This is a genomic window from Ruegeria sp. CDSB113 (genome assembly GCF_059611045.1).
Genome location: NZ_JBXWOU010000013.1, coordinates 1 through 22,009 on the forward strand (window position 1 = coordinate 1; position 22,009 = coordinate 22,009).

General features: G+C 58.4%; 19 protein-coding genes. 10 read left to right on the forward strand and 9 right to left on the reverse strand.

Going from position 1 to position 22,009, the window contains the following annotated elements; all coding sequences use genetic code 11:
- Nucleotides 1-268: 268 nt before the first annotated feature.
- The gene (locus AC2FIS_RS18615) at nucleotides 269-1,030 is read left to right on the forward strand and encodes an NAD kinase (RefSeq protein WP_496774866.1); all 762 of its coding nucleotides are present in this window, start codon (nucleotides 269-271) and stop codon (nucleotides 1,028-1,030) included.
- 258 nt (nucleotides 1,031-1,288) lie between these two features.
- Here the strand turns inward: AC2FIS_RS18615 and AC2FIS_RS18620 are convergent, their stop codons facing one another.
- The 3 genes from AC2FIS_RS18620 to AC2FIS_RS18630 all read right to left on the reverse strand — a co-directional run bounded on the left by AC2FIS_RS18620 (nucleotide 1,289) and on the right by AC2FIS_RS18630 (nucleotide 7,251).
- Nucleotides 1,289-2,722 (reverse strand): amidase family protein, encoded by a 1,434-nt coding sequence (locus AC2FIS_RS18620; protein ID WP_496774867.1) that lies wholly within the window; start codon nucleotides 2,720-2,722, stop codon nucleotides 1,289-1,291.
- Nucleotides 2,723-2,813: 91 nt separating this feature from the next.
- Nucleotides 2,814-4,703, reverse strand: coding sequence for a propionate-CoA ligase PrpE (prpE, locus tag AC2FIS_RS18625; RefSeq protein ID WP_496774868.1), 1,890 nt, complete (start codon nucleotides 4,701-4,703; stop codon nucleotides 2,814-2,816).
- Between the two features lie 274 nt (nucleotides 4,704-4,977).
- On the reverse strand, nucleotides 4,978-7,251 hold the full coding sequence (locus AC2FIS_RS18630; RefSeq protein WP_496723781.1) for an NADP-dependent malic enzyme: 2,274 nt from the start codon (nucleotides 7,249-7,251) through the stop codon (nucleotides 4,978-4,980).
- 185 nt (nucleotides 7,252-7,436) lie between these two features.
- Here AC2FIS_RS18630 and AC2FIS_RS18635 point away from each other — a divergent pair, with 185 nt between their 5' ends.
- From AC2FIS_RS18635 to upp, 7 genes are all read left to right on the forward strand, one after another.
- Nucleotides 7,437-8,141, forward strand: a complete 705-nt coding sequence (locus AC2FIS_RS18635) for a hypothetical protein (RefSeq protein ID WP_496774869.1) — start codon at nucleotides 7,437-7,439, stop codon at nucleotides 8,139-8,141.
- Nucleotides 8,104-9,207, forward strand: a complete 1,104-nt coding sequence (locus tag AC2FIS_RS18640) for a cupin domain-containing protein (RefSeq protein ID WP_496774870.1) — start codon at nucleotides 8,104-8,106, stop codon at nucleotides 9,205-9,207. The genes AC2FIS_RS18635 and AC2FIS_RS18640 overlap by 38 nt, the downstream gene beginning before the upstream one ends.
- A gap of 103 nt (nucleotides 9,208-9,310) precedes the next feature.
- Nucleotides 9,311-9,703 carry a cytidine deaminase gene (locus AC2FIS_RS18645; RefSeq protein ID WP_496774871.1) on the forward strand — a complete coding sequence of 131 codons (393 nt, stop codon included), beginning with the start codon at nucleotides 9,311-9,313 and terminating at the stop codon, nucleotides 9,701-9,703.
- A gap of 4 nt (nucleotides 9,704-9,707) precedes the next feature.
- Entirely contained in the window at nucleotides 9,708-11,015 is a 1,308-nt protein-coding gene (locus tag AC2FIS_RS18650; RefSeq protein WP_496774872.1) for a thymidine phosphorylase, read from the forward strand.
- Nucleotides 11,012-12,223, forward strand: coding sequence for a phosphopentomutase (locus AC2FIS_RS18655; protein ID WP_496774873.1), 1,212 nt, complete (start codon nucleotides 11,012-11,014; stop codon nucleotides 12,221-12,223). The genes AC2FIS_RS18650 and AC2FIS_RS18655 overlap by 4 nt, the downstream gene beginning before the upstream one ends.
- Entirely contained in the window at nucleotides 12,220-13,206 is a 987-nt protein-coding gene (locus AC2FIS_RS18660; RefSeq protein WP_496774874.1) for an adenosine deaminase, read from the forward strand. The genes AC2FIS_RS18655 and AC2FIS_RS18660 overlap by 4 nt, the downstream gene beginning before the upstream one ends.
- Nucleotides 13,203-13,835, forward strand: a complete 633-nt coding sequence (gene upp / locus AC2FIS_RS18665) for a uracil phosphoribosyltransferase (protein ID WP_496774875.1) — start codon at nucleotides 13,203-13,205, stop codon at nucleotides 13,833-13,835. Before AC2FIS_RS18660 ends, upp begins: the two co-directional genes overlap by 4 nt.
- Nucleotides 13,836-13,840: 5 nt before the next feature.
- Here the strand turns inward: upp and AC2FIS_RS18670 are convergent, their stop codons facing one another.
- Nucleotides 13,841-14,854, reverse strand: a complete 1,014-nt coding sequence (locus AC2FIS_RS18670) for a hypothetical protein (protein WP_496774876.1) — start codon at nucleotides 14,852-14,854, stop codon at nucleotides 13,841-13,843.
- 153 nt (nucleotides 14,855-15,007) lie between these two features.
- Between AC2FIS_RS18670 and AC2FIS_RS18675 the strand changes: the two genes are divergently transcribed.
- Together AC2FIS_RS18675 and AC2FIS_RS18680 are read left to right on the forward strand one after the other, a co-directional pair.
- On the forward strand, nucleotides 15,008-15,943 hold the full coding sequence (locus AC2FIS_RS18675; protein ID WP_496774877.1) for a DMT family transporter: 936 nt from the start codon (nucleotides 15,008-15,010) through the stop codon (nucleotides 15,941-15,943).
- Between the two features lie 322 nt (nucleotides 15,944-16,265).
- Nucleotides 16,266-17,024, forward strand: a complete 759-nt coding sequence (locus tag AC2FIS_RS18680) for a Hint domain-containing protein (RefSeq protein WP_496774878.1) — start codon at nucleotides 16,266-16,268, stop codon at nucleotides 17,022-17,024.
- 64 nt (nucleotides 17,025-17,088) lie between these two features.
- On the opposite strand, the gene AC2FIS_RS18685 is transcribed toward AC2FIS_RS18680, so the two are convergent.
- The 5 genes from AC2FIS_RS18685 to AC2FIS_RS18705 form a co-directional block, all read right to left on the reverse strand.
- Nucleotides 17,089-19,290 (reverse strand): 3-hydroxyacyl-CoA dehydrogenase NAD-binding domain-containing protein, encoded by a 2,202-nt coding sequence (locus AC2FIS_RS18685; RefSeq protein ID WP_496774879.1) that lies wholly within the window; start codon nucleotides 19,288-19,290, stop codon nucleotides 17,089-17,091.
- Complete coding sequence (locus tag AC2FIS_RS18690; protein WP_496774880.1) at nucleotides 19,283-19,771, reverse strand: cupin domain-containing protein; 489 nt, start codon at nucleotides 19,769-19,771, stop codon at nucleotides 19,283-19,285. The genes AC2FIS_RS18685 and AC2FIS_RS18690 overlap by 8 nt, the downstream gene beginning before the upstream one ends.
- Entirely contained in the window at nucleotides 19,771-20,982 is a 1,212-nt protein-coding gene (locus tag AC2FIS_RS18695; RefSeq protein WP_496774881.1) for an acetyl-CoA C-acetyltransferase, read from the reverse strand. Before AC2FIS_RS18695 ends, AC2FIS_RS18690 begins: the two co-directional genes overlap by 1 nt.
- 11 nt (nucleotides 20,983-20,993) lie before the next feature.
- Nucleotides 20,994-21,632 (reverse strand): glutathione S-transferase family protein, encoded by a 639-nt coding sequence (locus tag AC2FIS_RS18700; RefSeq protein WP_496774882.1) that lies wholly within the window; start codon nucleotides 21,630-21,632, stop codon nucleotides 20,994-20,996.
- A gap of 135 nt (nucleotides 21,633-21,767) precedes the next feature.
- Nucleotides 21,768-21,980, reverse strand: a complete 213-nt coding sequence (locus AC2FIS_RS18705; RefSeq protein WP_058274212.1) for a hypothetical protein — start codon at nucleotides 21,978-21,980, stop codon at nucleotides 21,768-21,770.
- Nucleotides 21,981-22,009 lie beyond the last annotated feature (29 nt).

A 22,009-nucleotide genomic window follows, 5' to 3' on the forward strand; every position in this document is an offset into this window, starting at 1 on the left:
GCTGACGACCCAGCTCGGATGTGATCGAGCCGAACAGCTCGGGATCACGGTCAGATAGGGACTGGGTGAAAAATCCGGTATCACGGAGATTGGCGTTCATGGGGGCTCCACATGGCTGGGTAAGAATCTTGCGGATTTCCTATCGGAAACGGCAAATGCGCAAAAGCTTTAAAGCGACGAATTGGCCCGCTGCGGCGTCAAGTCTGGCTTATCGGGGAAAGGTATGGTTGTTTCGGAACCAAATGTGCAAGACCGGAAACCGCAGCAAATGATCCAGAGAATCGCTTTTCTTGCCAGTGACGTCAAAGTGGCCCAAACCGCCCGAGATACTCTGGTAAAACGTTATGGTAATGCTGCCCCGCGGGATGCTGATGTGGTGGTGGCTTTGGGCGGCGACGGGTTCATGCTCCATACGTTGCACAGCATGCAGCACCTGGATACGCCGGTTTACGGCATGAATCGCGGCACAATCGGCTTTCTGATGAATGAATTCCACGAAGCCGACCTTATGGCCCGTCTGGGCGAAGCCGAGGAAGAAGTCATCAACCCACTGGCCATGCGTGCGATGGATCAGTCAGGTAAGATGCACGAGGCCCTGGCGATCAACGAGGTTTCGCTGCTGCGCGCAGGACCACAAGCCGCGCGCCTCAGGATAAGCGTCGATGGCCGTGTTCGTATGGATGAGCTGGTCTGTGATGGCGCGTTGTTGTCCACGCCCGCCGGATCGACCGCCTATAACTACTCGGCTCACGGCCCGATTCTGCCAATTGGATCAGATGTTCTTGCCCTGACGGCTATTGCTGCATTCAGGCCACGTCGGTGGCGCGGCGCGCTGTTGCCCAAGATCGCCAAGGTGCGTTTTGATGTGCTGGATGCGGACAAGCGCCCGGTCATGGCGGATGCAGATTCGGTGTCTTTCGCTGATATCGACTGGGTCGAGATCCGCTCTGAACCTGCAATCCAGCACCGCATTTTGTTCGACCCGGGGCATGGGTTGGAAGAGCGCCTGATATCTGAGCAATTCACCTAAATTTTGGGACTTACGAATTTTTTAGAACTTGTGTGAAGCAGTTCACATGAGCTTCATTAACTTTCCGCTAATCTGATCTTGCCCGGAGAACACGTCTCGGTGGGAGTGAGTGGCCACCAAACGACGTTTTCGAACGATTGCGCAGTTTACGCGCTGGCGAGGGTAGGTGGTGCTACGCTCGTTAATGATATCTGGGCTTATTTTAGTAAGCGGACCCCGGGCACAATAACCCGGGGTCTATTTTCGTTTTGGGTCGCACTACGTGCTCATCTTCTCCCACAACGGCAAACACATCTGACCGACGCGCGCCTCAATTGCGGCGGCGGCATTCACGGCCATATCTTCTCGCCAGCGGCGGGCAGCGATCTGGACATTGATCGGCTGCGGGCCGCTGGGCAAATCCGCAAGCCGCGCGGGAACGCAAGCGGCGGGCAGGCCAAGGAAGTTCATCGCATAGGAATACACGGCGCAGCCAAGAACCTCGTGCACCCCTTCGGCACCTTCGGTGTCCCGATCCGGTTTGAAGAAAGGTTGCGGCAGGAAAGGCGACAGGACCAATGCGTAGTTTTCCATAAACAACGACCATTCACGGGCGTAATGACTGCGCTTGGCCAATATTCGGATCAGGTCGGTGTTTACGATGGGTGGGAACTCTTGGAAATAGACATCAAATATCTCGCGTATGGTTTCAGATCCCACCGCCTTGATGTCGCTTTGCATCAGGGTCAGGACTTCGCCCATCAAGGCGCGATAGCCTACCCGGCCGCACTCAAAGACATCCGGCGGGTCGATCTCTTCCACCAGATAGCCGGCGTCGACCAGCGCATCGCGGGCCGTGTCCAGCGCCTTGTCGACGTCGGGGTGCAGCGCATAGCCGAAGGTGTTTTTGGTGAAGGCCACTTTGATCGGATCATCCGAGGGTTCCCCGCGCCACGGCATTGAAACGTGAAACGGGTCGCGCGGGTCGGCGGCGATCAGGCTGGGCATGGATAGATGCAAGTCGGCGGCAGAGCGGGTGATTAGCCCCTGCACCGACATGGATTGTGCCAGAATTCCGCGTTCGGCTTGTTGGCTGGGGTTCCACGCAGGAACACGCCCCAGCCCTGGTTTGATCGTGACCGCGCCATTGGCCGCCGCAGGAAACCGCAGACTGCCGCCAATGTCGTTGCCATGCGCCAGCGCACCGATGCCTGCCATCACGCCTGCACCGGCCCCGCCCGAAGATCCACCGGGCGAGATATGGCGGCCCCACGGGTTATGTGTCCGGCCATGCAGCGGGTTGTCTGTATCGGCGCGGAATGAGAATTCCGGCGTGTTCGTCCGTCCGATCACGATGGCCCCGGCATTCTGCAGGTTGCGCACAACAGGCGCATCGTCGGGCGCGATCACATCTTTCAGGGCCACCACACCGTTTGAGGTCGCGTGCCCCTTTTGGTCGACGTTAATCTTGATGGTGACGGGAACACCGTGCAGCGGACCGGCAGGGGTGCCGCCCGCAACAGCCGCATCCAGATCACGTGCGCGCTCCAGCGCTTCGGTGCTCAGGTCCTCGACCACCGCATTCAGGTCTGGGTTTACCTGATGCATCCGGTCGATGGCATTTTGGGTGACCTCAAATGCGCTCAACTCACCGCTGCGGGTCAAGGCGGTCAGGTCGGTGGCGTTCAGCCGCCAGATATCGGTTTGTGTCATGGGCCCTCGCTGTCTTGGGATGACAGTAGGGGGCTTGTTTCAGGTTGCAAGAGAAAGGCATGCGGGCGACGGATCGTCGCCCGCATGTCTGCTACTGAGCGTAGCCAAGGGTTTTCAACGCGTCGGCGATCTCGTCCAGAATAGCCGGGTCATCGATGGTGGCTGGCATCTTGTAGTCCTTGCTGTCCGCAATCGACACCATCGTTCCACGCAGGATCTTGCCAGAGCGGGTCTTGGGAAGGCGGTCTACCACCACAGCCAATTTGAACGCAGCGACTGGCCCGATCTTTTCGCGCACCAGTTTGACGACGTCCTGCACGACTTCGCCATGGTCGCGGTCACAGCCAGCGTTCAGGCACAGGAACCCCACCGGCATTTGACCTTTCAACTGGTCCGTCACACCGATCACTGCACATTCGGCCACGTCGGGGTGGGCGGCCAGAACCTCCTCCATCCCGCCGGTCGACAAGCGGTGGCCAGCGACGTTGATCACGTCATCGGTGCGCGCCATGATGTATAGGTAGCCATCCTCGTCCACCATGCCTGCATCGCCGGTCTCGTAATAACCGGGGAATTGGTTCAGGTATGAACTTTTGAACCGATCCTCGGCATTCCACAGCGTTGGCAAGGTGCCCGGGGGCAGGGGAAGCTTGATCGCAATAGCGCCCAGCTCACCTGGCTTCATCGGATGACCGCCTTCGTCCAAAATCTGCACATCATAGCCAGGCATCGGTTTGGCGGGCGAACCCAGCTTGACCGGCAGTTCCTCGATCCCCAGTGGGTTACCTGCGATGGTCCAGCCGGTTTCGGTCTGCCACCAGTGATCGATCACCGGCACCTTCAGCGCGTCTTGCGCCCATTCGATCGTATCGGGGTCAGCGCGCTCGCCCGCCAGATACAACGCGCGCAAGCAGGAGAGGTCATACTTCGCCAGCATTTCCCCCTTAGGGTCTTCACGCTTCACGGCGCGGATGGCGGTCGGGGCGGTGAAAAAGCTTTTGACCTTATGCTCGGAAATCACCCGCCAGAACGTGCCTGCGTCGGGCGTGCCAACGGGTTTGCCTTCGAACACAATCGTCGTGTTGCCGTGAATCAACGGAGCATAACAAATGTAGGAGTGTCCAACGACCCAGCCCACATCCGAGGCCGCCCAGAACACATCGCCCGGATCGACATCGTAGATGTTCTTCATTGTCCAGTTCAGCGCCACCAAATGGCCTGCGGTCGGGCGTACAACACCTTTGGGTGCGCCGGTGGTGCCGGAAGTATACAGGATATATGCCGGATCATTGCCGTCGACCGGAACGCATTCCGCCGGTTCGACGCCATATTGGAATCCATGCCAATTGTAGTCACGCCCTTCAATTAATTGCGCCACTTCCTGCTCGCGCTGGAAGACCACGCAGAACTCGGGCTTGTGGTTGGCCATGTCGATGGCCCCGTCCAGCAGCGGTTTATAATGCACGACGCGACCCGGTTCCATCCCGCAGGATGCGGCGATGATCGCCTTGGGCTTGGCGTCGTCGATCCGGACAGCCAGTTCATTGCTGGCAAAGCCGCCGAACACCACCGAGTGCACGGCCCCCAGACGGGCGCAGGCGAGCATGGCCTCCAGCGCTTCGGGGATCATCGGCATATAGATGATGACACGGTCGCCCTTTTCGACGCCCTTGGCGCGCAATGCCCCGGCCAGATTGGCCACGCGGTTGCGCAGTTCGACATATGAAATCTCGCGCTTGGTGTGGGTGATCGGGCTGTCATAGATGATTGCGGCCTGTTCGCCGCGACCGTTTTCGACATGCCGGTCGACCGCGTTCCAGCAGGTGTTCACCTTGGCATCGCTGAACCACTCATACAAAGGGGCGTTGTCGTCAAACAGGGCTTTGGTCGGCGGTTGAACCCAGTCAATAGCCTTTGCGGCGTTCATCCAAAAAGCCTCTGGGTCCGATTTCCAGCCTTCGTAAATGTCCTGATATGCCACGGTGAACTCCTCCTAAATCTCCTTGAGAAGTGTGTTATGTGGCCAGGGGGCACCGCACAAGCGAGCGCTTTGACGGAGCGTCACTTTATCGCAAAAAATTTGCAAGAATCCGCAGGTTGGCCTGCAAATTTTTGCAAATCATCGCCTTTTTGCTGACTTTTAACGATCAATTTTGCGCTTTTGCAAAGTTGAATATTTTGGCGTGCAAATTTTTGCCTGCTGTGAATCAAACAGGGCGCCGATACTGGCGCCCTGAATACTGTGCTCAGGTTAATTAACCGTAATGCGCTACGGGTGTACCCGCGATCGCCGCCATATTCAGCAATCCGCGCGCTGTGATCGACGGCGTCACGATATGCGCCTTGTTGCCCATGCCCATCAGGATCGGGCCGACCTCCAAGCCATCGGCCTTCATTTTCAAGATATTGCGCACTCCGCTCGCCGCATCCGCATGGGCAAAGATCAGAACGTTTGCTGTTCCTTTCAGGCGTGAGTTCGGGAAGATCCGCGAACGCAGTTCAGGGTCGAGGGCCAGATCCAGGTTCATTTCACCTTCATATGTGAAATCGCGCGGCTCGGCGTCGAGGATATCCAGTGCCGCCCGCAACCTTTTGCCTGATCCTTCAGCCTGATTGCCAAACTGCGACTGAGAACAGAAGGCGATTTTGGGCTCGATCCCGAACCGACGAACATGACGCGCGGCGCCAATGGTCGACTCGGCCAGCTCTTCTGGGGTTGGCAGCTGCCGAACATGGGTATCGGCAATGAACAGCGGTCCGTCCTCGAGGATCATCAACGACAGCGCGCCATGCGGGTGCAGATCGACATCGCCCAGAACCTGTTCGACGTAGTTCAGGTGCCAACGATACTCGCCAAAGGTGCCGCAGATCATGCTGTCTGCCTCGCCACGTTGCACCATGATGGCCGCAATGGCGGTGTTGTTCGTCCGCATGATCGCCTTTGCCAGGTCCGGCGTGACACCGCGGCGTTGCATGATCTCGTGATACGAGTTCCAGTAGTCATAATATCGCGGGTCGTCTTGCGGGTTCACAATCTGGAAGTCTTTGCCGGGACGGACCGTCAGCCCCAACCGCTCGCATCGTGCATTGATCACTTCGGGGCGGCCAATCAGGATTGGGGTTTCGGTTGTTTCCTCGAGAATGGCCTGAGCTGCGCGCAGAACACGCTCGTCCTCACCCTCGGCAAACACGATCCGGCGCGAGGCCACGGCCGCGGCCTCAAAGACCGGGCGCATCAGCAGGGCAGACTTGAATACGGACTGATTCAACCGCTCTTTGTATGCCTCGAAGTCGTCGATCGGGCGCTTGGCCACACCACTTTCCATTGCGGCTTTGGCAACGGCAGAGGACACGACGCCGACAAGGCGCGGGTCAAAGGGTTTGGGGATCAGATAATCGGGGCCAAAAGTCAGTTGCTCACCTTTATAGGCCGCAGCCGCCTCGGCGCTGGTCGTGGCGCGTGCCATCTCGGCGATCCCGTCCACGCAGGCGATCTGCATTTCGTCGTTGATCTCGGTCGCGCCCACATCCAGAGCGCCCCGGAAGATGAAGGGGAAACACAGAACGTTGTTGACCTGATTGGGAAAGTCGCTGCGGCCCGTGGCAATGATCGCGTCCGGCGCGACTTCGCGTGCGGCTTGTGGCAAAATTTCCGGGCTTGGATTGGCCAGCGCGAAGATGATCGGGCGCTTGGCCATCTTCTCAACCATCTCGGGCTTCAGGACGTTCGGCCCGCTAAGGCCAAGGAAAAGGTCCGCATCGCCGATCACATCGTCCAGCGTGCGCAAATCCGTTTTTTGCGCGAATTGATCCTTGTGCGGGTTCATATCCTCTTCACGGCCTTCATAGACAAGCCCGTGAATGTCGCACAGCCAGATATTCTCGCGCTTGACGCCCAGTTTTACCAGCATCATCAGGCAGGCAATTCCCGCCGCGCCGCCACCGGTTGAGACCACTTTGACGTCTTCAAAATTTTTACCGGCAACGTGCAGCGCATTCTTGGCTGCGGCACCCACGACAATCGCGGTGCCGTGCTGGTCGTCGTGAAAGACCGGGATGTTCATCCGTTCCCGGCACAGCTTTTCGACGACAAAACAGTCCGGCGCTTTGATGTCTTCAAGGTTGATCGCGCCAAAGGTCGGCTCTAACGCGCAAACGATATCCGCCAGTTTCTCGGGGTCGGGTTGATCGACCTCGATGTCAAAGCAATCGATCCCGGCGAATTTCTTGAACAGGACAGCCTTGCCTTCCATTACCGGTTTGGAGGCAAGCGCGCCGATGTTTCCCAGCCCCAGAACAGCTGTCCCGTTTGAGACGACCGCTACCAGGTTCCCGCGTGCGGTATACAGCTCGGCGTTGGCAGGATCCGCTTTGATTTCCAGGCTGGCCTCTGCCACACCGGGCGAATAGGCACGTGCCAGATCGCGGCCGTTCGCCATTGGTTTTGTCGCTTTGATTTCAAGCTTACCGGGCTTTGGGTGGGCGTGATATTCAAGCGCGGCTTGCCGCAGGCTGGGTGTGTCCGACATCGGCGACTCAACTCCTCAGAAAATTTGATTTAGTGTTAAACTATTTCCCCGGCTTTGGCTACGCTACGTCATTTTGCAACAGTTTCGCTAAAGTTCACCGACATCCCGTTGAAAAGCGTCGTATTGCTTTTACATTCGGGCAACTTTGGAGCCAACTTAGACCTGTCGAGCACTGAAAGCCATAAATGAGCTATAAAGACGAAATTCAGGCCGGGACTGCCTTCCCGGCGGAACAAGTTGTGGTTGGTCCGGATCGCGCCGCTTACGTATCGGTTTTGCTGATCGCCATCCTTATCCTTGCCGCCGTAAGTATCTGGCCGGTTCAAGCCCTTGCTCTGAACGAAGAGGGGGGATTGTTCGAAACGATCTCGGCCGCAGCGCTTTTTGCCTCGGGTCTGGCCGCGCTCTGGCGCTATCCCGGCATCACCCGTCTTTATATCGCGCTGGTCTGTCTGTTGCTTGCGGAAAGAGAGCTTGAGGCGGATGTCTATCCAGTCGACAGCCTACCATATTGGGTCCTTAACGGTTTGGACAGTGTGCTTGATATGACGTCGGTCCGGGTTGTTCTGGCCGTCATCGTAGTTGGCGGTGCCCTATGGCATGGAGCCCCGACGGCATGGCAGGCGGCAAAGCGACGGGCGCCTTTTTTCGTGATTTTCGTGCTGGCGGGATTGCTGGCGGTAACCGCTCAGCTGCTCGAGGAAGTTTCCGGAATTTACCAGGCAGATCTGTCCACACTTATGGCAGTGCGGTTCTTTGTTCTGGAAGAAACGCTTGAGATGTTCTTTTCGATTGGCATTTTGGCCTCTGTTCTGATCGGATGGCCAAAATCCGATGCCGAAGAGACGCTGAATGACCTCGACCTTGAACAACAGCCAGACGCGCGCTGAAATCCGACTGCCCACAAGCGAACTGCGCGACGATATCCCGTTTTTCACAAAGACCCTCGGTATGAGGATGGATATGATCTATCCCGCTGACGATCCGAGTGTTGCCGTGTTTTCAGGCCACGGGTTGCGCCTTCGGGTCGAGAAGGACGCGCCTGAGGCGGCAGGCACGATCCGCATCCTGACAGACGATCCTGACGGTTTTGCAGACGGGCAGCGGACTCTGGTCGCGCCCAATGGCACACGGGTTGAGATTGATGAACTGAACCCGCCAATGGTGATGCCTGAAACAGTGCATTCCTTTGTGGTTCGCAGGCTCAAAGATCAGGCGCCCTGGATCATCGGGCGGGCAGGGATGCACTACCGCGATCTTGTGCCGGATCGGCTAGGTGGGTCGATCATCGCCAGCCATATCCGTATCCCCGATGGCGGCCCAGTGCCGGATATGGTGCATTTCCACAAGGTCGGGTTTCAACTGATATTCTGCATCCATGGCTGGGTTGACGTCGTCTACGAGGATCAGGGCGAAAAAATGCGCCTGACAGCCGGGGATTGCTTTATTCAACCCCCCGAAATCCGCCATCGGGTTCTTGAAGCCTCGGATAATGTTCAGGTGATCGAAATCGGTGTTCCCGCCGAGCACGTCACTGAAATCGACCACGAGATGGAACTGCCTACGCCGAATTTTCGACCGGACCGCGAATGGCAAGGGCAGCGTTTTGTTTATAACAAAGCCGAGAATTCAGAGTGGGGGCCATTCCGCCTGCCGGGCTATGTCTGTCGCGACACGACGATTGCCGAGAATACCAAGGGTGTTGCAGGCGTGCAGGTCGTACGAAAAGGGCAGGGTGAACCGGTCTGGGCGACGCATGACACGGATATCCATTTTACCTTCGTCATGACGGGCGAGGTAACTCTGGAAGGTGAAGGGCGCGACCCGTACCGTCTGGAACAAGGGGATGCGTTCGTGATCCCGCCCGGTATGCGCACCAAACTGTCCGAACCTTCCGATGATGCCGAATTGCTTGAAGTCACCCTTCCGGGGGTCTTCAATACCAATCTGGGTTAGGTGAGATTTTGCCTGGGAATCTTGTGCTCGGGGGTTCAACTCCCCGGGCAGTTTCCTTTAGGGTATGATTTTCTGACCAGTTGATCAAAAATGGGGAATCGCCATGACTTTGAAAGATGCAGCTCTGTCTGTCCGGGAAAAAGCCTATGCGCCTTATTCCAACTTCAAGGTTGGGGCGGCGATCCGGTCCGCAGACGGTGAGGTCTATTCCGGCTGTAACGTGGAAAATGTGGCGTATCCCGAGGGCACCTGTGCCGAGGCCGGAGCTATTGCCGCGATGGTCGCTGCGGGCGAACAGGAACTGTCCGAGGTCTATGTCGTCGCTTCAAGTCCGCAACCGGTGCCGCCGTGTGGCGGTTGCCGGCAAAAGCTAGCCGAATTTGGCAAGCGGGACGTAAAGGTGACGCTGGCGACCGTGGATGGCGCCGAGTTTGTAACCACGATTGGGCAATTGCTGCCGGGCGCTTTCGACGCCTCGCACATGGAGGACGTGTGACCCCATGGACGCCCGTTCGATCATTGCAAAACTGCGCCGGAATGAGGTGCCGACCGGAGATGAGCTGAACTGGTTCGCGCAAGGACTGGCCGATGGTGGTGTCAGCGACGCTCAAGCGGGCGCTTTTGCCATGGCCGTCTGTATGGGCGGATTGGGCACCAAAGGGCGCGCCGATCTGACGATCGCAATGCGCGACAGCGGTGATGTGCTCAGCTGGGATTTCGATGGCCCGGTAATTGACAAACACTCGACCGGTGGGGTGGGAGACAGCGTAAGCCTCGTGCTCGCCCCTGCACTGGCTGAGATGGGGGCGTATGTCCCTATGATCTCGGGACGGGGTCTGGGTCATACTGGCGGTACGCTGGACAAGCTTGAGGCCATTCCCGGCGTCAGCACCCAGATCGGTCAGGACCGCCTGACGCAGATTTTGCGCGAAACCGGCGCGGCCATTGTCGGGGCCACGGGGCAGATCGCCCCGGCAGACAAACGCCTTTATGCGATCCGTGATGTGACGGCGACCGTTGAAAGCCTAGACCTGATCACAGCGTCGATCCTGTCCAAGAAACTGGCCGCCAGCCCCGAGGCTTTGGTGCTGGACGTCAAGGTCGGTAGCGGCGCGTTTATGAAAACGTTGGATGATGCGCGCAAATTGGCAAAGGCCCTGTCGGAAACTGCGAATGCAGCAGGCTGCCGGACCTCGGCTGTCATCACCGATATGCACCAACCTTTGGCCCCGGCGCTGGGCAATGCTTTGGAAGTGGCCGAGGTGATGAAGGTCATGACGCAAGACCCCTATGCCCCGCTGGCCGAAATCTCGGCCGAATTGGGCGGGGTTCTGCTGGCGGATGCGGGGATGTTCGCAAATGCCGATGAAGGGCGCGACAAGATCACAGATGTTATCCGCGATGGTCGTGCGGCGGAACGCTTTGGGCGTATGATGGCAGCCGTAGGCGCGCCGCTGCAGTTTGTTGACAACTGGTCCCGGTACTTGCCAGAGGCCAGCGTGATCCTTGAAGTTCCGGCACCGACCAACGGGCACATCACTGCGATTAACGGTGAGGCACTGGGCCTGACAGTTGTTGCACTGGGCGGCGGAAGGCAGGTTGAGGACGACGTCATCGACCCGGCCGTGGGTCTGTCTGGCATCGTCCGGCTGGGCGACAAAGTCGAGAAGGGCGCGCCATTGGCGGTGATCCACGCTTCGCGGGAAGACGCTGCGCGGCAGGCCGCCCAGAGCGTTCTCAGCGCGATCTCGATAGGTGCCGATGCCCCGGCAGAACCCACTCTTGTCCACGAAAGGATTACGCCGTGACCCGCGCGTTTCTTGTGGTGATGGACTCGGTTGGCATCGGTGGCGCACCGGATGCTGATCGGTTTTTCAATGGCGATGCGCCGGACACGGGTGCAAACACACTTGCCCATATTGCACAGGTTTGCGCCGAAGGGCGGGCTGAAGATGGGCGCTCAGGCCCACTGTACCTGCCAAACTTAGATGCGCTGGGACTTGGGGCCGCAACGCGGTTGGCATCGGGGTCGGAAACGCCGGGGTTGGAGGTCGATCCGTCTGGGCGCTGGGGGTGCGCGAGAGAGCATTCACTGGGCAAGGATACGCCTTCGGGCCACTGGGAGCTGGCCGGTCTGCCGGTGCCGTGGGATTGGCATTATTTCCCGGATACCACGCCAACCTTCCCCGCCGACTTAAGCCGGGCTGCGGCCCAGGCGGCGGGAACAGACGGTATTCTGGGTGATTGTCACGCCTCGGGCACGACCATTATCGCCGAACTAGGGGCCGAGCATATGCGGACGGGTCGGCCGATCTGCTACACCTCCGCTGACAGCGTTTTCCAGATCGCGGCACATGAGGAGAGCTTTGGCCTCGACCGCCTACTGGACATGTGCAAGGCGCTTGCCCCGCGGTTGCATGAGATGAAAGTGGGTCGGGTCATCGCGCGACCTTTCACAGGCTCACCCGATCAGGGCTTTACCCGCACCACCAACCGAAAGGACTTTGCCATCCTGCCGCCGGCGCCGGTTTTGACCAATTGGGTGCAGGATGCGGGGCGCCGCGTCCATGCGGTGGGCAAGATCGGCGACATTTTCTCGATGCAGGGGATCGACACGCTGCGCAAAGGGTCGGATGCCGAGTTGATGGGCCACTTGTTCGATCTGGTCGATCAGGCCGACGAAGGCAGCCTGACCTTTGCCAATTTTGTTGAATTCGACAGCCTGTATGGCCACCGCCGTGATATCAGCGGATATGCCCGCTCCTTGGAATGGTTTGACCGCGAAATCGGTTTGATCCTGAACAAGTTACGCGCGGGCGATCTTATGCTTTTGACCGCCGATCACGGCAATGACCCCAGTTGGATCGGAACCGACCACACGCGCGAACAGGTGCCCGTTCTGATCGCGGGTCAAGGCACGGGCCAAATCGGGGCCGTCGATTTTGCCGATGTCGCTGCAAGTATCGCACACCATCTGAACATTCCGGCACAAGGGCCGGGGAAGAGTTTTCTATGACCGTCGCAGACCTACCCAAAATCGAGTTGCACCTGCACCATGAAGGCGCCGCGCCGCCCGAATTCATCCGTCAGCTTGCCCATGAAAAGCGCATAGACCTGAGCGGTATCTTTAAATCAGACGGAAGTTACGACTTCCGCGACTTCGCCCACTTCCTCAGTGTCTACGAGGCCGCCTGCGAGGTGCTTAAATCACCCGAAGATTTCCGCCGCCTGACTTTGGCCATTCTGGAGGAAAGCGCTGCGAATGGGGTAGTCTACTCGGAAACCTTCCTCAGCCCTGATTTCTGCGGCGGCGGGGATGTGCACGCCTGGCGTGACTATCTGAACGCCATACAGGACGCGGCAGACGAGGCCGAGCGCAAGTTCGATATCACCTTGCGCGGCGTTGTCACGTGCGTCCGGCATTTCGGACCCGAACAGGCGAAACAAAGCGCCTTTTGCGCAGCAGAAACCGCCGGTGACTGGATCACCGGGTTCGGAATGGGCGGCAATGAGGGCGTCGGGACGCAGGGCGACTACAAATGGGCCTTTGAATGTGCCCGCGAAGCTGGATTGCGACTGACCACCCATGCCGGAGAGTTCGGCGGCCCCGAAAGCGTACGCGATGCTGTTCGGGACCTCGGTGTCGAACGGGTCGGCCACGGCGTGCGGGCTATCGAGGACGACGATCTGATCCGGGAACTTGTCGACCGCGAAGTCACGCTTGAAGTCTGCCCCGGTTCCAACGTGGTGCTGGGCCTGTTCCCCGATTTTGCGGCACATCCGATTGCCCGGTTGCGCGATCAGGGTGTGAACGTCACAGTTTCCACCGACGATCCGCCGTTTTTCCATACCACCATGCGGCGCGAATATGAGATGCTGCATCAGGCCTTTGGCTGGGACGCCGAGGATTTTGCGGCCCTGAACGACACAGCCCTGAATGCGGCCTTCTGCGATGATGACACCCGCGAACGGGTCAAGAAAAGACTGGAGAGAACATGAGCGAACACCTGACCGTCGTTGACCACCCGCTGGTGCAGCACAAACTGACGCTCATGCGGGACAAGGGCACCTCGACCGCCGTGTTCCGCCAGCTGTTGCGCGAAATCACCCTGTTGCTGGCCTATGAGGTTACGCGTGAACTGAAGCTGACCACCAGCCACATCGAAACCCCAATGGAGGAAATGGACGCCCCCATTCTGGCGGGTAAAAAGCTGGCCTTGGTGTCGATCCTGCGTGCTGGCAACGGAATGCTGGACGGGGTGCTGGAACTGGTCCCCTCGGCCCGTGTCGGGTTTGTCGGGCTGTACCGCGACGAAGAAACCCTGAAGCCTGTGCAATACTACTTCAAAGCGCCTGAAGGTCTGAAGGATCGGCTGGTCATCGCGGTTGATCCGATGCTGGCAACCGGCAACAGCTCGGCTGCGGCGATTGATTTGCTGAAAGAAGCCGGGGCGACCGATATCCGTTTCCTCTGCCTGCTGGCCGCGCCCGAAGGCGTCGCCCGCATGAAAGAGGCGCATCCTGACGTGAACATCGTCACGGCGTCGCTGGATCGCGAGTTGAACTCGAAAGGGTATATCATGCCTGGGTTGGGCGATGCCGGCGACCGGATGTTCGGCACCAAGTAACCGGCTTACTCGCCACAGATATTCTGCAGTCGGACCCAATCGCGGTCCGGCAGCACTTGCGGCAGCGGGCGCCCGGCCATCGGGTCAGCCTCGATCAAGCCGAGAGTGTCTTCCCCCGTGACATCCACAGCATAGGCATATGGCGTTGAAGGCAGTGCCGCCTGGGCGAAAACTTCTAGCAAAGCTTGATCGGACAAAGTTGGGCGCGGTTCTGACAAGACCTGTTCTGTATAGGCGTCAACGATCTCGGGCGTCAGCTCTCCGGTTGTTAGCAGGCGAAACGCCGTCGTTGGGCCGGTTCGGTCCAGTACCTCGTCCAAGGGATCCTGTGCGGCGGCCCGCGCGCGTTCGGCGATGATGTAACCGGCGGCGATGGATGGGTCCTCGTGATCTTCAACCAATGACCGGTTCAACAGAATGATGCCACCAGGCAGGCCGAGGCTTGTTTGCACCCCAGCGGGCAGAATAACGACCTCTCGCACTCCGGTTCGGGCTGCCAGTTGATCCAACGCAGCCTGTGCATCCTCTGAGGTGCACGAAACACCCGAAACCCGTTCAATCCGGTGCAGGATCGCATTTCCGATATCGTATCGCTTGATCTCGGGGACAACAGAGACGACGTGGTTTTGCAGTGCGGCCGGAACCCAAAGCAGCAATAGCGCGGCAACTGCAGCAACCACACCCGCAACACTAAGCCAGCGCAACCGTCCGGGATGCGGGCGCGACCGATCAATTGCCTTTTGCAAACGGTCGATCGCCGCGATCATCGTGGTCTCTGTTTCCTCCAGCTCCAGCGTTTCGTCGGGGTCGCCGTCCGGGTTAAAGATTGCGGGATAAAGTCCTGGGTTCTGTCGTTCCAGCGCAGCCAATGACCAATGGGTCAATGCCCGATCGTTGAAATCAGAAATCGTCAGCGTTGCTTCGCCAATCGACACCACAACCTCGCGCCGCTGCACGTCGGGCGAGGGGCGCCACAGACCGGTGGCTTCGATCCGTTGGTACTGTTTCAGAGCCGTCATCAAGGTGAGGTTTGCTCGTTATTATTTTGCCCCAGCTTAACATGGTAAATTCAAAGGGCGCAAACCAGTTGCGCCGTCTGCAGTAAATGTGCTGGATACAACGGCGCGCGAAGGATCGGCCTGTCGTGCTCCACTGTTATGCCGAGGTGAATGATGCAGGCGGACACTCAGACGTCACCGATACTGGCATCGGTGCTGATGATCAGCGCGATGGCGATCATCGGGGTGATAGACAACGTAGTGATCCTGTTGGCGGAAACGGTTGGCCTGTGGCAATTCCACCTGAGCCGTGCGTTGCTGATGTTGCCGCTGATCTTTGGTCTGTCGCTATTGGGGCTGGGCAGTATGCGCCCGAAACGATTTGGCCCGGTGATTCTGCGCAGCGTACTGATCACCCTGGCCATGTTGTTCTATTTCGCGTCGCTTGCGGTCATGCCAATTGCGCAGGCGCTAGCCGGGTTGTTCACGTCGCCGATCTTTGTCCTGTTGATCTCGGCCCTGGCAATGAAACAACGGATTGGTCCTTGGCGTATCGTTGCAGTCCTGCTGGGGTTTGCGGGAATTCTGTGCGTGCTGCAGCTTGACCCCTACGATTTCGATACCCGCAGCCTGTTGCCGGTCGCCGGGGGCCTGTTCTATGCGTTGAGTGCGGTTATCACGCGCAGCCATTGTTCTGATGAAAGCACCGTCGCGCTGCTGGCTGCGATGATCATCACGCTGGGGTTGGCCGGGGCGATCGGTCTTTTGGTTCTCGAGTTGTTTCCGGTGGCCGCGCCGGATGGCCCCGACGGTTTCGCCGCGCGGGGTTGGGTCTGGCAGATGCAACCTGCATTTCCGTGGATCGCAATACAGGCCGTAGGGTCCACGATTGCCGTCTTCATGTTGATCAAGGCCTATCAGGTGGGCGAGCCGTCCTATGTCGCGGTCTTTGAGTACTCGGTCATGATCTTTGGTCCGCTCTTTGCTTTTGCGGCCTTCGGGCAAGCAATCGGGCCGATGCAGATTGCTGGGATTGGTTTGATTGCAATCGCGGGTGCCCTGTTGGGATGGCGTGCAGGGCGCGAGGCTGCCCGGCCAGAACCGGTTTAGCCGTATCCTGAGGCCAGCCATTTGTTTTGGGTGGGCAAGCGGGGATCATTCAGACCGGATACCGATGGGTGTCACATGACCGGCGCGATTTCAGCCGACGGGCTCAGACAGATTCGGCAACACGGATGACCGCCGGTGTAAATTATAGTTTCCAAAAACCTGCCAATTTTTACCAATTGCGCAGTGTTGTTCAAAGAATTGTTGTTTTTCACGGCTTTAAGAGCGCAAATTGGGCGGCAATGTGTCTAAATTAAGTCGTCCATGGTTAAGTCGTGCTAGTCGTTATGTGTAGTTGTTTTTGTGTCAGAAGTGGGTGCGACACGTGTTAAAAGTACAGAGTGTTTTGAGTTATGAGGCCGTTCCGAACCATCAAGTGCAGGACAACCCTGCGGTTTCGCTGAACGCGCGTCGGGGTGGTTTTGTTCACGGAACAAAGATCGCGACGGATCGCGGCTGGCAGCCCGTTGAAGGATTGCAAGTAGGCGATCTGATCCGCACGATGGACAACGGGTTCAAGGAAGTCTCGCGGGTTGCGACGGATTGCATAGCAATCGCCGCCAGCGAGTCCAGGTCGGAAAACTTACCTGTCCGTGTGCCGTCGAACACTTTGTACAACGGCGATCCGGTCTGGTTGATGCCAGAGCAGGGCGTGGCGTTGGACAACACCAAGCTGAGCCAGGGTCCGATCACGCTGCCGATCAGCATGCCCGTGGTGCCTGCGCGGGTTCTCAGCGGTACGTTCCGGCTTTCGTCCAGCGCGCCATCATTGCTGTTTGAGGTTTGTTCGTTGTTCTTTGAGCAAGACGAAGTGATCTATATCGAGGGTGGCTTGCGCGCCTTTTGTCCTGCGGGCCGCTTTGGGTCGAACAGCCGGCCCGCGAACGCCTCATACAAGGTGGTCGATGCCGAGCGCACTGAAGATCTGATCGACATGGTCGCGCATAGCCGGGACATTGCTGTTCTTGCGAATTCACTGGGCGCATTACCGGCTCCGATCATGCAGAACCCGATATTTCCGGCGCGGCCTGTTATGGGCACGCGACGTCCTGGGCGGCCGGGGCGGCCTGCTCCGATATTCTAATTTTTTTAAAGCTATTGATTAAAGAATGGCGCTGGCGCGGTAACCCGCACCAGCGTCTATTTTTTTAGGCAGCTTTTGCTTCGGGGTCAAAGCGACCATAGAAGCTCTGGCCTTTCTCAGCCATCTCTCGCAGCAGCGGCGGGCAGGCGAAACGTTCGCCATACTGTGCCGTCAACTGGTCGCAACGCTCGGCGGCGTAGGGCGTGCCAATGATGTCCAACCAGCTGAGCGGACCACCCGACCAAGGTGCAAAGCCCCAGCCAAGGATCGCGCCCACGTCGCCTTCGCGGATGTCCTCCAGAACGCCTTCTTCCAGCGCGCGGACCGCTTCCAGAACCTGCGCGAACATCAGACGTTCTTGCACTTCGATCAGGTCAGGCTGGTCCTCGGCATGCGGGTATTTCTCCTGCAGACCCTTCCAGTACTCGGTGCGCTTGCCCTTTTCGTCATAGTCAAAGAAGCCCGCGTTTGCTTTGCGTCCCAGGCGACCCTCTTCCTCCATCCAGAAGATCAGATCATCGCCCGGGTTTTCCGGATAAGCATCGCCCATCGCGGCTTTGGTGGCGCGAGCAATCTTGGCGCCCAGATCAATCGAGGTTTCATCGTTCAGCTGGATCGGCCCAACGGGGAAGCCCAGCTGACGCGCGGCGTTGTCAATCAGCACAGGGCTGACGCCCTCGGTGATCATGCGCAAACCTTCGTTGATATAGGGGATGATGCAGCGGTTTGCGTAGAAGAAGCGCGCATCGTTGACGACAATCGGCGTCTTGCGGATCTGGCGCACATAGTCCAGCGCCTTGGCCACCGCGCGATCACCGGTTTCCTTGCCCTTGATGATCTCGACCAGGAACATCTTCTCGACCGGTGAGAAAAAGTGAATCCCGATGAACTGATCCGGGCGCACGCTCGCCTTGGCCAGATCCGAGATCGGCAGGGTCGAGGTGTTCGAGGCAAAGATGCAATCCTCAGGGATGATCGCCTCGACCTTCTTGGTCATCTCGGCCTTTACGCCGACGTCTTCAAACACGGCTTCGATGATCAGGTCGCAGCCCTTGAGGTTGTCCAGATCCGGCGTCGCAGTGATGCGACCCAGCATGGCCTCTTTCTTTTCAGCGGTGACCTTGCCGCGCTTCATACCCTTGTCCAGGTAGCTCTCGGTGTAGGCCTTGCCTTTATCCGCGGCCTCTTGGTCACGGTCGATCAGAACCACTTCCATACCGGCCTGAGCTGAGACCAGCGCGATACCGGCACCCATCATGCCTGCGCCCAGAACGCCGATCTTCTTGACCCGCTGATCGGGCACGTCTGCGGGGCGAACGGCACCTTTTTCCAGCGCTTCTTTATTCAGGAACAGCGAACGGATCATTGCGCCCGAAGACGGGTTCATCAAAACAGACGTAAACCAGCGCGCTTCGATCTTCAGCGCGGTGTCGAAATCGACCAATGCGCCTTCGTAAACTGCACTCAGCAGAGCCTTTGCCGCAGGGAAGGCGCCTTGGGTTTTGCCGTTCACCATCGCCGATGCGCCGACAAAGTTCATGAAACCGGCAGGGTGGTAGGGGGCACCGCCGGGCATCTTATAGCCCTTCGCATCCCAGGGTTTGACGATATCCGCGTCCTTGGCGTTCAGCACCCATTCCTTGGCTGCGGCCATCGGATCGACTGCGATTTCGTCGATATATCCCGCGCCTTTGGCTTTCTTGACGTCCAGCATCTTGCCTTCCAACAGCAGCGGAGCGGCAGCAATCGCGCCAACTTTGCGGACCATCCGGGTGGTGCCACCCGCGCCGGGGAAGATGCCAACCATGATCTCGGGCAGGCCGTATTTTGCCTTGGGGTTTTCAGCCGCAAAGATGCGGTGCGTGGACAGCGGCAGTTCCATGCCGATGCCCGCAGCGGTGCCCGGAAGAACGGCGGCAATCGGCTTGCCGCCCTTCTTGGTCTTGGGGTCCATGCCTGCCAACTCGATCTTGCGCAGCAGCGCGTGCATGGCCATCGTGCCTTCGAACAGACCTTTGGCAGGGTTGTCGCCTGCTTGCTCTTTCATCACGGCCAACAAATTCAGGTCCATGCCACCGGCGAACGAGCCTTCTTTGCCCGAAGTGATGATAATGCCTTTGACGTCGTCATCAGCGAGCGCCTGATCGACCTGATCGCTCAGTTGCGCCAGCCCGTCAAAGGACATCACGTTCATGGTTTTCCCGGGAACATCCCAGGTAATAATTGCGACGCCGTCTGCGTCTTTGCTCAGAGTGAAATCAGTCATTGTCATCTCCAATCTGGTCAGCCGTCAGCGGGCTGCCATCCTTGCGGGTGAAGGAGAATCCGTTCTCATCATCCTTCACCATCATGTCTATGTCGCTGTAATAGCCGGTCTCGGTCGGGGTCCGTGTGCCCACCACCAGAAAGGTCGCGGGCGCATCGGTTTTGTTCACAAGGTGGTGGCCGTTGGCCTCACCTGCGGGCCAAGCGGCGCAATCGCCGGGCTGCATCTCATGCTCACCATCATCATCGATCAGCACGCAGGTGCCGCTGAGCATGATGGCAAATTCGTCCTGCTCCATGTGGTAATGGCGCAGCGAAGACATGCCTTGCGGTTCCAACCGCACGATGTTGACTCCGTATTGGGACAGCCCGCCTGCATCGCCCACACGCTGGACGAAACGACCTGCGGTCGCCTCGGCCAGTTTGCCGGGATAGGCCGAGCCACCCTGAAACGGGATCTGAGAGAGATCCAGCTTGGGCATCAGACGCGCTCGATGATCGTTGCTGCACCCATGCCGGATGCAATGCAGAGCGTGGCCAGACCGGTTTCTTTGTCCTTACGCTCCAGTTCATCCAGCAGAGTGCCGATGATCATCGCACCGGTTGCGCCCAGCGGGTGGCCCATGGCGATCGAACCGCCGTTGACGTTGACCAAACCAGGGTCGACATCAAACGCCTGCTGGAACCGCAGAACGACTGAGGCAAAGGCTTCGTTCACTTCGAACAGGTCCAGATCGCTGATTTTCATTCCGTTGTCGGCCAGAATCTTCTCGGTCACCGGTACCGGGCCAGTCAGCATGATGGTCGGGTCGGTGCCAATCTTGGCCGTCGCTTTGATGCGGGCACGCGGCTTGAGGCCGTATTTCTCGCCGAATTCCTTGTTGCCGATGAGAACCGCCGCAGCACCATCCACAATGCCCGAGCTGTTGCCTGCGTGGTGGATGTGGTTGATCTTTTCCAGATGCGGGTATTTCAGCATCGCCACCTTATCAAAGCCGGGCATCTGTTCGCCCATCATCTGGAAGGCCGGGTTCAGGCCGCCAAGGCTTTGCATGTCAGTGCCGGGGCGCATGTATTCATCGCGGTCCAGAATAGTCAGGCCGTTCTGATCCTTGATGGTGATAACCGATTTATCAAAACGGTTGTCTGCCCATGCTTCCGCTGCGCGGCGCTGCGATTCCATCGCCAACGCGTCGGCGTCATCACGGCTAAAGCCATATTCGGTCGCGATGATATCGGCCGAGATTCCCTGCGGCACGAAATAAGTGTCCATCGCCAGCGAGGGGTCAACGGCAATCGCCGCGCCGTCGCTACCCATGGCCACACGTCCCATCATTTCCACGCCACCTGCGATGTAGGCTTGGCCAGCGCCGCCCTTGACCTGGTTTGCTGCCAGGTTCACAGCTTCCATGCCGGACGCACAGAAACGGTTGATCGCCAGACCGGGGATCGACTGGTCCAGGTCCGAGGCCAGAACAGCCGAACGTGCCAGACAGCCGCCTTGTTCCATCACCTGTGTGACGTTGCCCCAGATCACGTCCTCTACTGCGTGGCCTTCCAGATTGTTGCGCTCTTTCATCGCATTCAGGGTCAGGGCGGACAGGCGTACCGAGGTTACCTCGTGCAGGCTGCCATCCTTGCGGCCCTTACCGCGCGGGGTGCGCAGGGCGTCATAAATATAAGCTTCGGTCATGGGGTCTCTCCTTAAGCTCGATCCGACGGTTTGCCGGGCATCAGGTCATAGGGGTGTTTCCAGCCTGGCTGTTCCGACAAGCGGGTCAGCCAGGCGTCGATATGGGGCCAGTCGGCACGGTCAAAGCCGAATGGTTCAGGATAGTACAGATAGCTGCAGCAGCTGAGATCGGCATTCGTGACGTCATCACCAACAATCCAATCGCGACCTTCAAGATGAGTGTTCAGAACGTCATAAGCCGCTTTGAGGCGACCTTGATTGAAGGCAATTACATCAGGATTTCGGTGCTGTTCTGGCAGAAAGTTGATCAGGAAACGGGTCAAGCCAGCCATTGAGCTGAGCTTGTGATTGTCCCACAGCACCCAGCGCAGAATGTCATAGTTCTCATCCCGGTTCTTGCCGCCGAACTTGCCGGTTTTCTCGGTCACATAGGCCTGAATGGCGCCCGATTGGCTGGTCCGGAAATCGCCATCGACCAGCACGGGCGCTTCGCCCATTTCATTGACTTCGGCGCGGTATTCGGGAGTACGTGTAACGCCTTTGAAGAAGTCTACAAAAACCGGCTCCCAGTCCAGCCCGGACATTTCCAGGGCCAAGGCAGCCTTGTAGCTGTTTCCGCTTTCTCCGAAGCAATGAAGTTCGATTGTCATGCGATCGCCCCTCCCAAGGCGTACGGTGCGAAGTCGAAACTCGCGTATTTCGAGAAAGACGATCCGCTTGGCTGTGCGCCAAAGGGCATTGTCTTGCTGAAAACACGCCCACCTGAGTGAAGGTGGCTGTAGTGTTTAACGCTTGCGGTCATCCAACTCGGAATTGAAGATTCGCAGGCGATGGGTCAGGTTGTCCTCGTTGATCACGCTGTTGAAATTCTCGAACAGAAACGACAGCGCCTCTCCTTCGTCCAATCCAGCATCACGCGCGAACGCTTTGAGCTTGCGATACCCGTCTTCGGTCATTGCGACGGGAAAGCGGCGTGTTAGTCGAAAACGCTTTGGCATGTGGTTCCTCCGGTAAGCTGGGTCCGGGC

Excerpts from the sequence above, each read along its gene's own strand:
- AC2FIS_RS18615 (WP_496774866.1), top strand. The coding sequence starts at position 269 with ATGATCCAGAGAATCGCTTTTCTTGCCAGTGACGTCAAAGTGGCCCAA.
- AC2FIS_RS18650 (WP_496774872.1), top strand. The coding sequence starts at position 9,708 with ATGGACGCCCGTTCGATCATTGCAAAACTGCGCCGGAATGAGGTGCCG.
- AC2FIS_RS18685 (WP_496774879.1), bottom strand. The coding sequence starts at position 19,290 with ATGACTGATTTCACTCTGAGCAAAGACGCAGACGGCGTCGCAATTATT.
- AC2FIS_RS18675 (WP_496774877.1), top strand. The coding sequence starts at position 15,008 with ATGCAGGCGGACACTCAGACGTCACCGATACTGGCATCGGTGCTGATG.
- AC2FIS_RS18635 (WP_496774869.1), top strand. The coding sequence starts at position 7,437 with ATGAGCTATAAAGACGAAATTCAGGCCGGGACTGCCTTCCCGGCGGAA.
- AC2FIS_RS18690 (WP_496774880.1), bottom strand. The coding sequence starts at position 19,771 with ATGCCCAAGCTGGATCTCTCTCAGATCCCGTTTCAGGGTGGCTCGGCC.
- AC2FIS_RS18670 (WP_496774876.1), bottom strand. The coding sequence starts at position 14,854 with ATGACGGCTCTGAAACAGTACCAACGGATCGAAGCCACCGGTCTGTGG.
- AC2FIS_RS18695 (WP_496774881.1), bottom strand. The coding sequence starts at position 20,982 with ATGACCGAAGCTTATATTTATGACGCCCTGCGCACCCCGCGCGGTAAG.
- AC2FIS_RS18640 (WP_496774870.1), top strand. The coding sequence starts at position 8,104 with ATGACCTCGACCTTGAACAACAGCCAGACGCGCGCTGAAATCCGACTG.
- AC2FIS_RS18700 (WP_496774882.1), bottom strand. The coding sequence starts at position 21,632 with ATGACAATCGAACTTCATTGCTTCGGAGAAAGCGGAAACAGCTACAAG.
- AC2FIS_RS18705 (WP_058274212.1), bottom strand. The coding sequence starts at position 21,980 with ATGCCAAAGCGTTTTCGACTAACACGCCGCTTTCCCGTCGCAATGACC.
- AC2FIS_RS18660 (WP_496774874.1), top strand. The coding sequence starts at position 12,220 with ATGACCGTCGCAGACCTACCCAAAATCGAGTTGCACCTGCACCATGAA.
- AC2FIS_RS18645 (WP_496774871.1), top strand. The coding sequence starts at position 9,311 with ATGACTTTGAAAGATGCAGCTCTGTCTGTCCGGGAAAAAGCCTATGCG.
- AC2FIS_RS18630 (WP_496723781.1), bottom strand. The coding sequence starts at position 7,251 with ATGTCGGACACACCCAGCCTGCGGCAAGCCGCGCTTGAATATCACGCC.
- AC2FIS_RS18620 (WP_496774867.1), bottom strand. The coding sequence starts at position 2,722 with ATGACACAAACCGATATCTGGCGGCTGAACGCCACCGACCTGACCGCC.
- upp (WP_496774875.1), top strand. The coding sequence starts at position 13,203 with ATGAGCGAACACCTGACCGTCGTTGACCACCCGCTGGTGCAGCACAAA.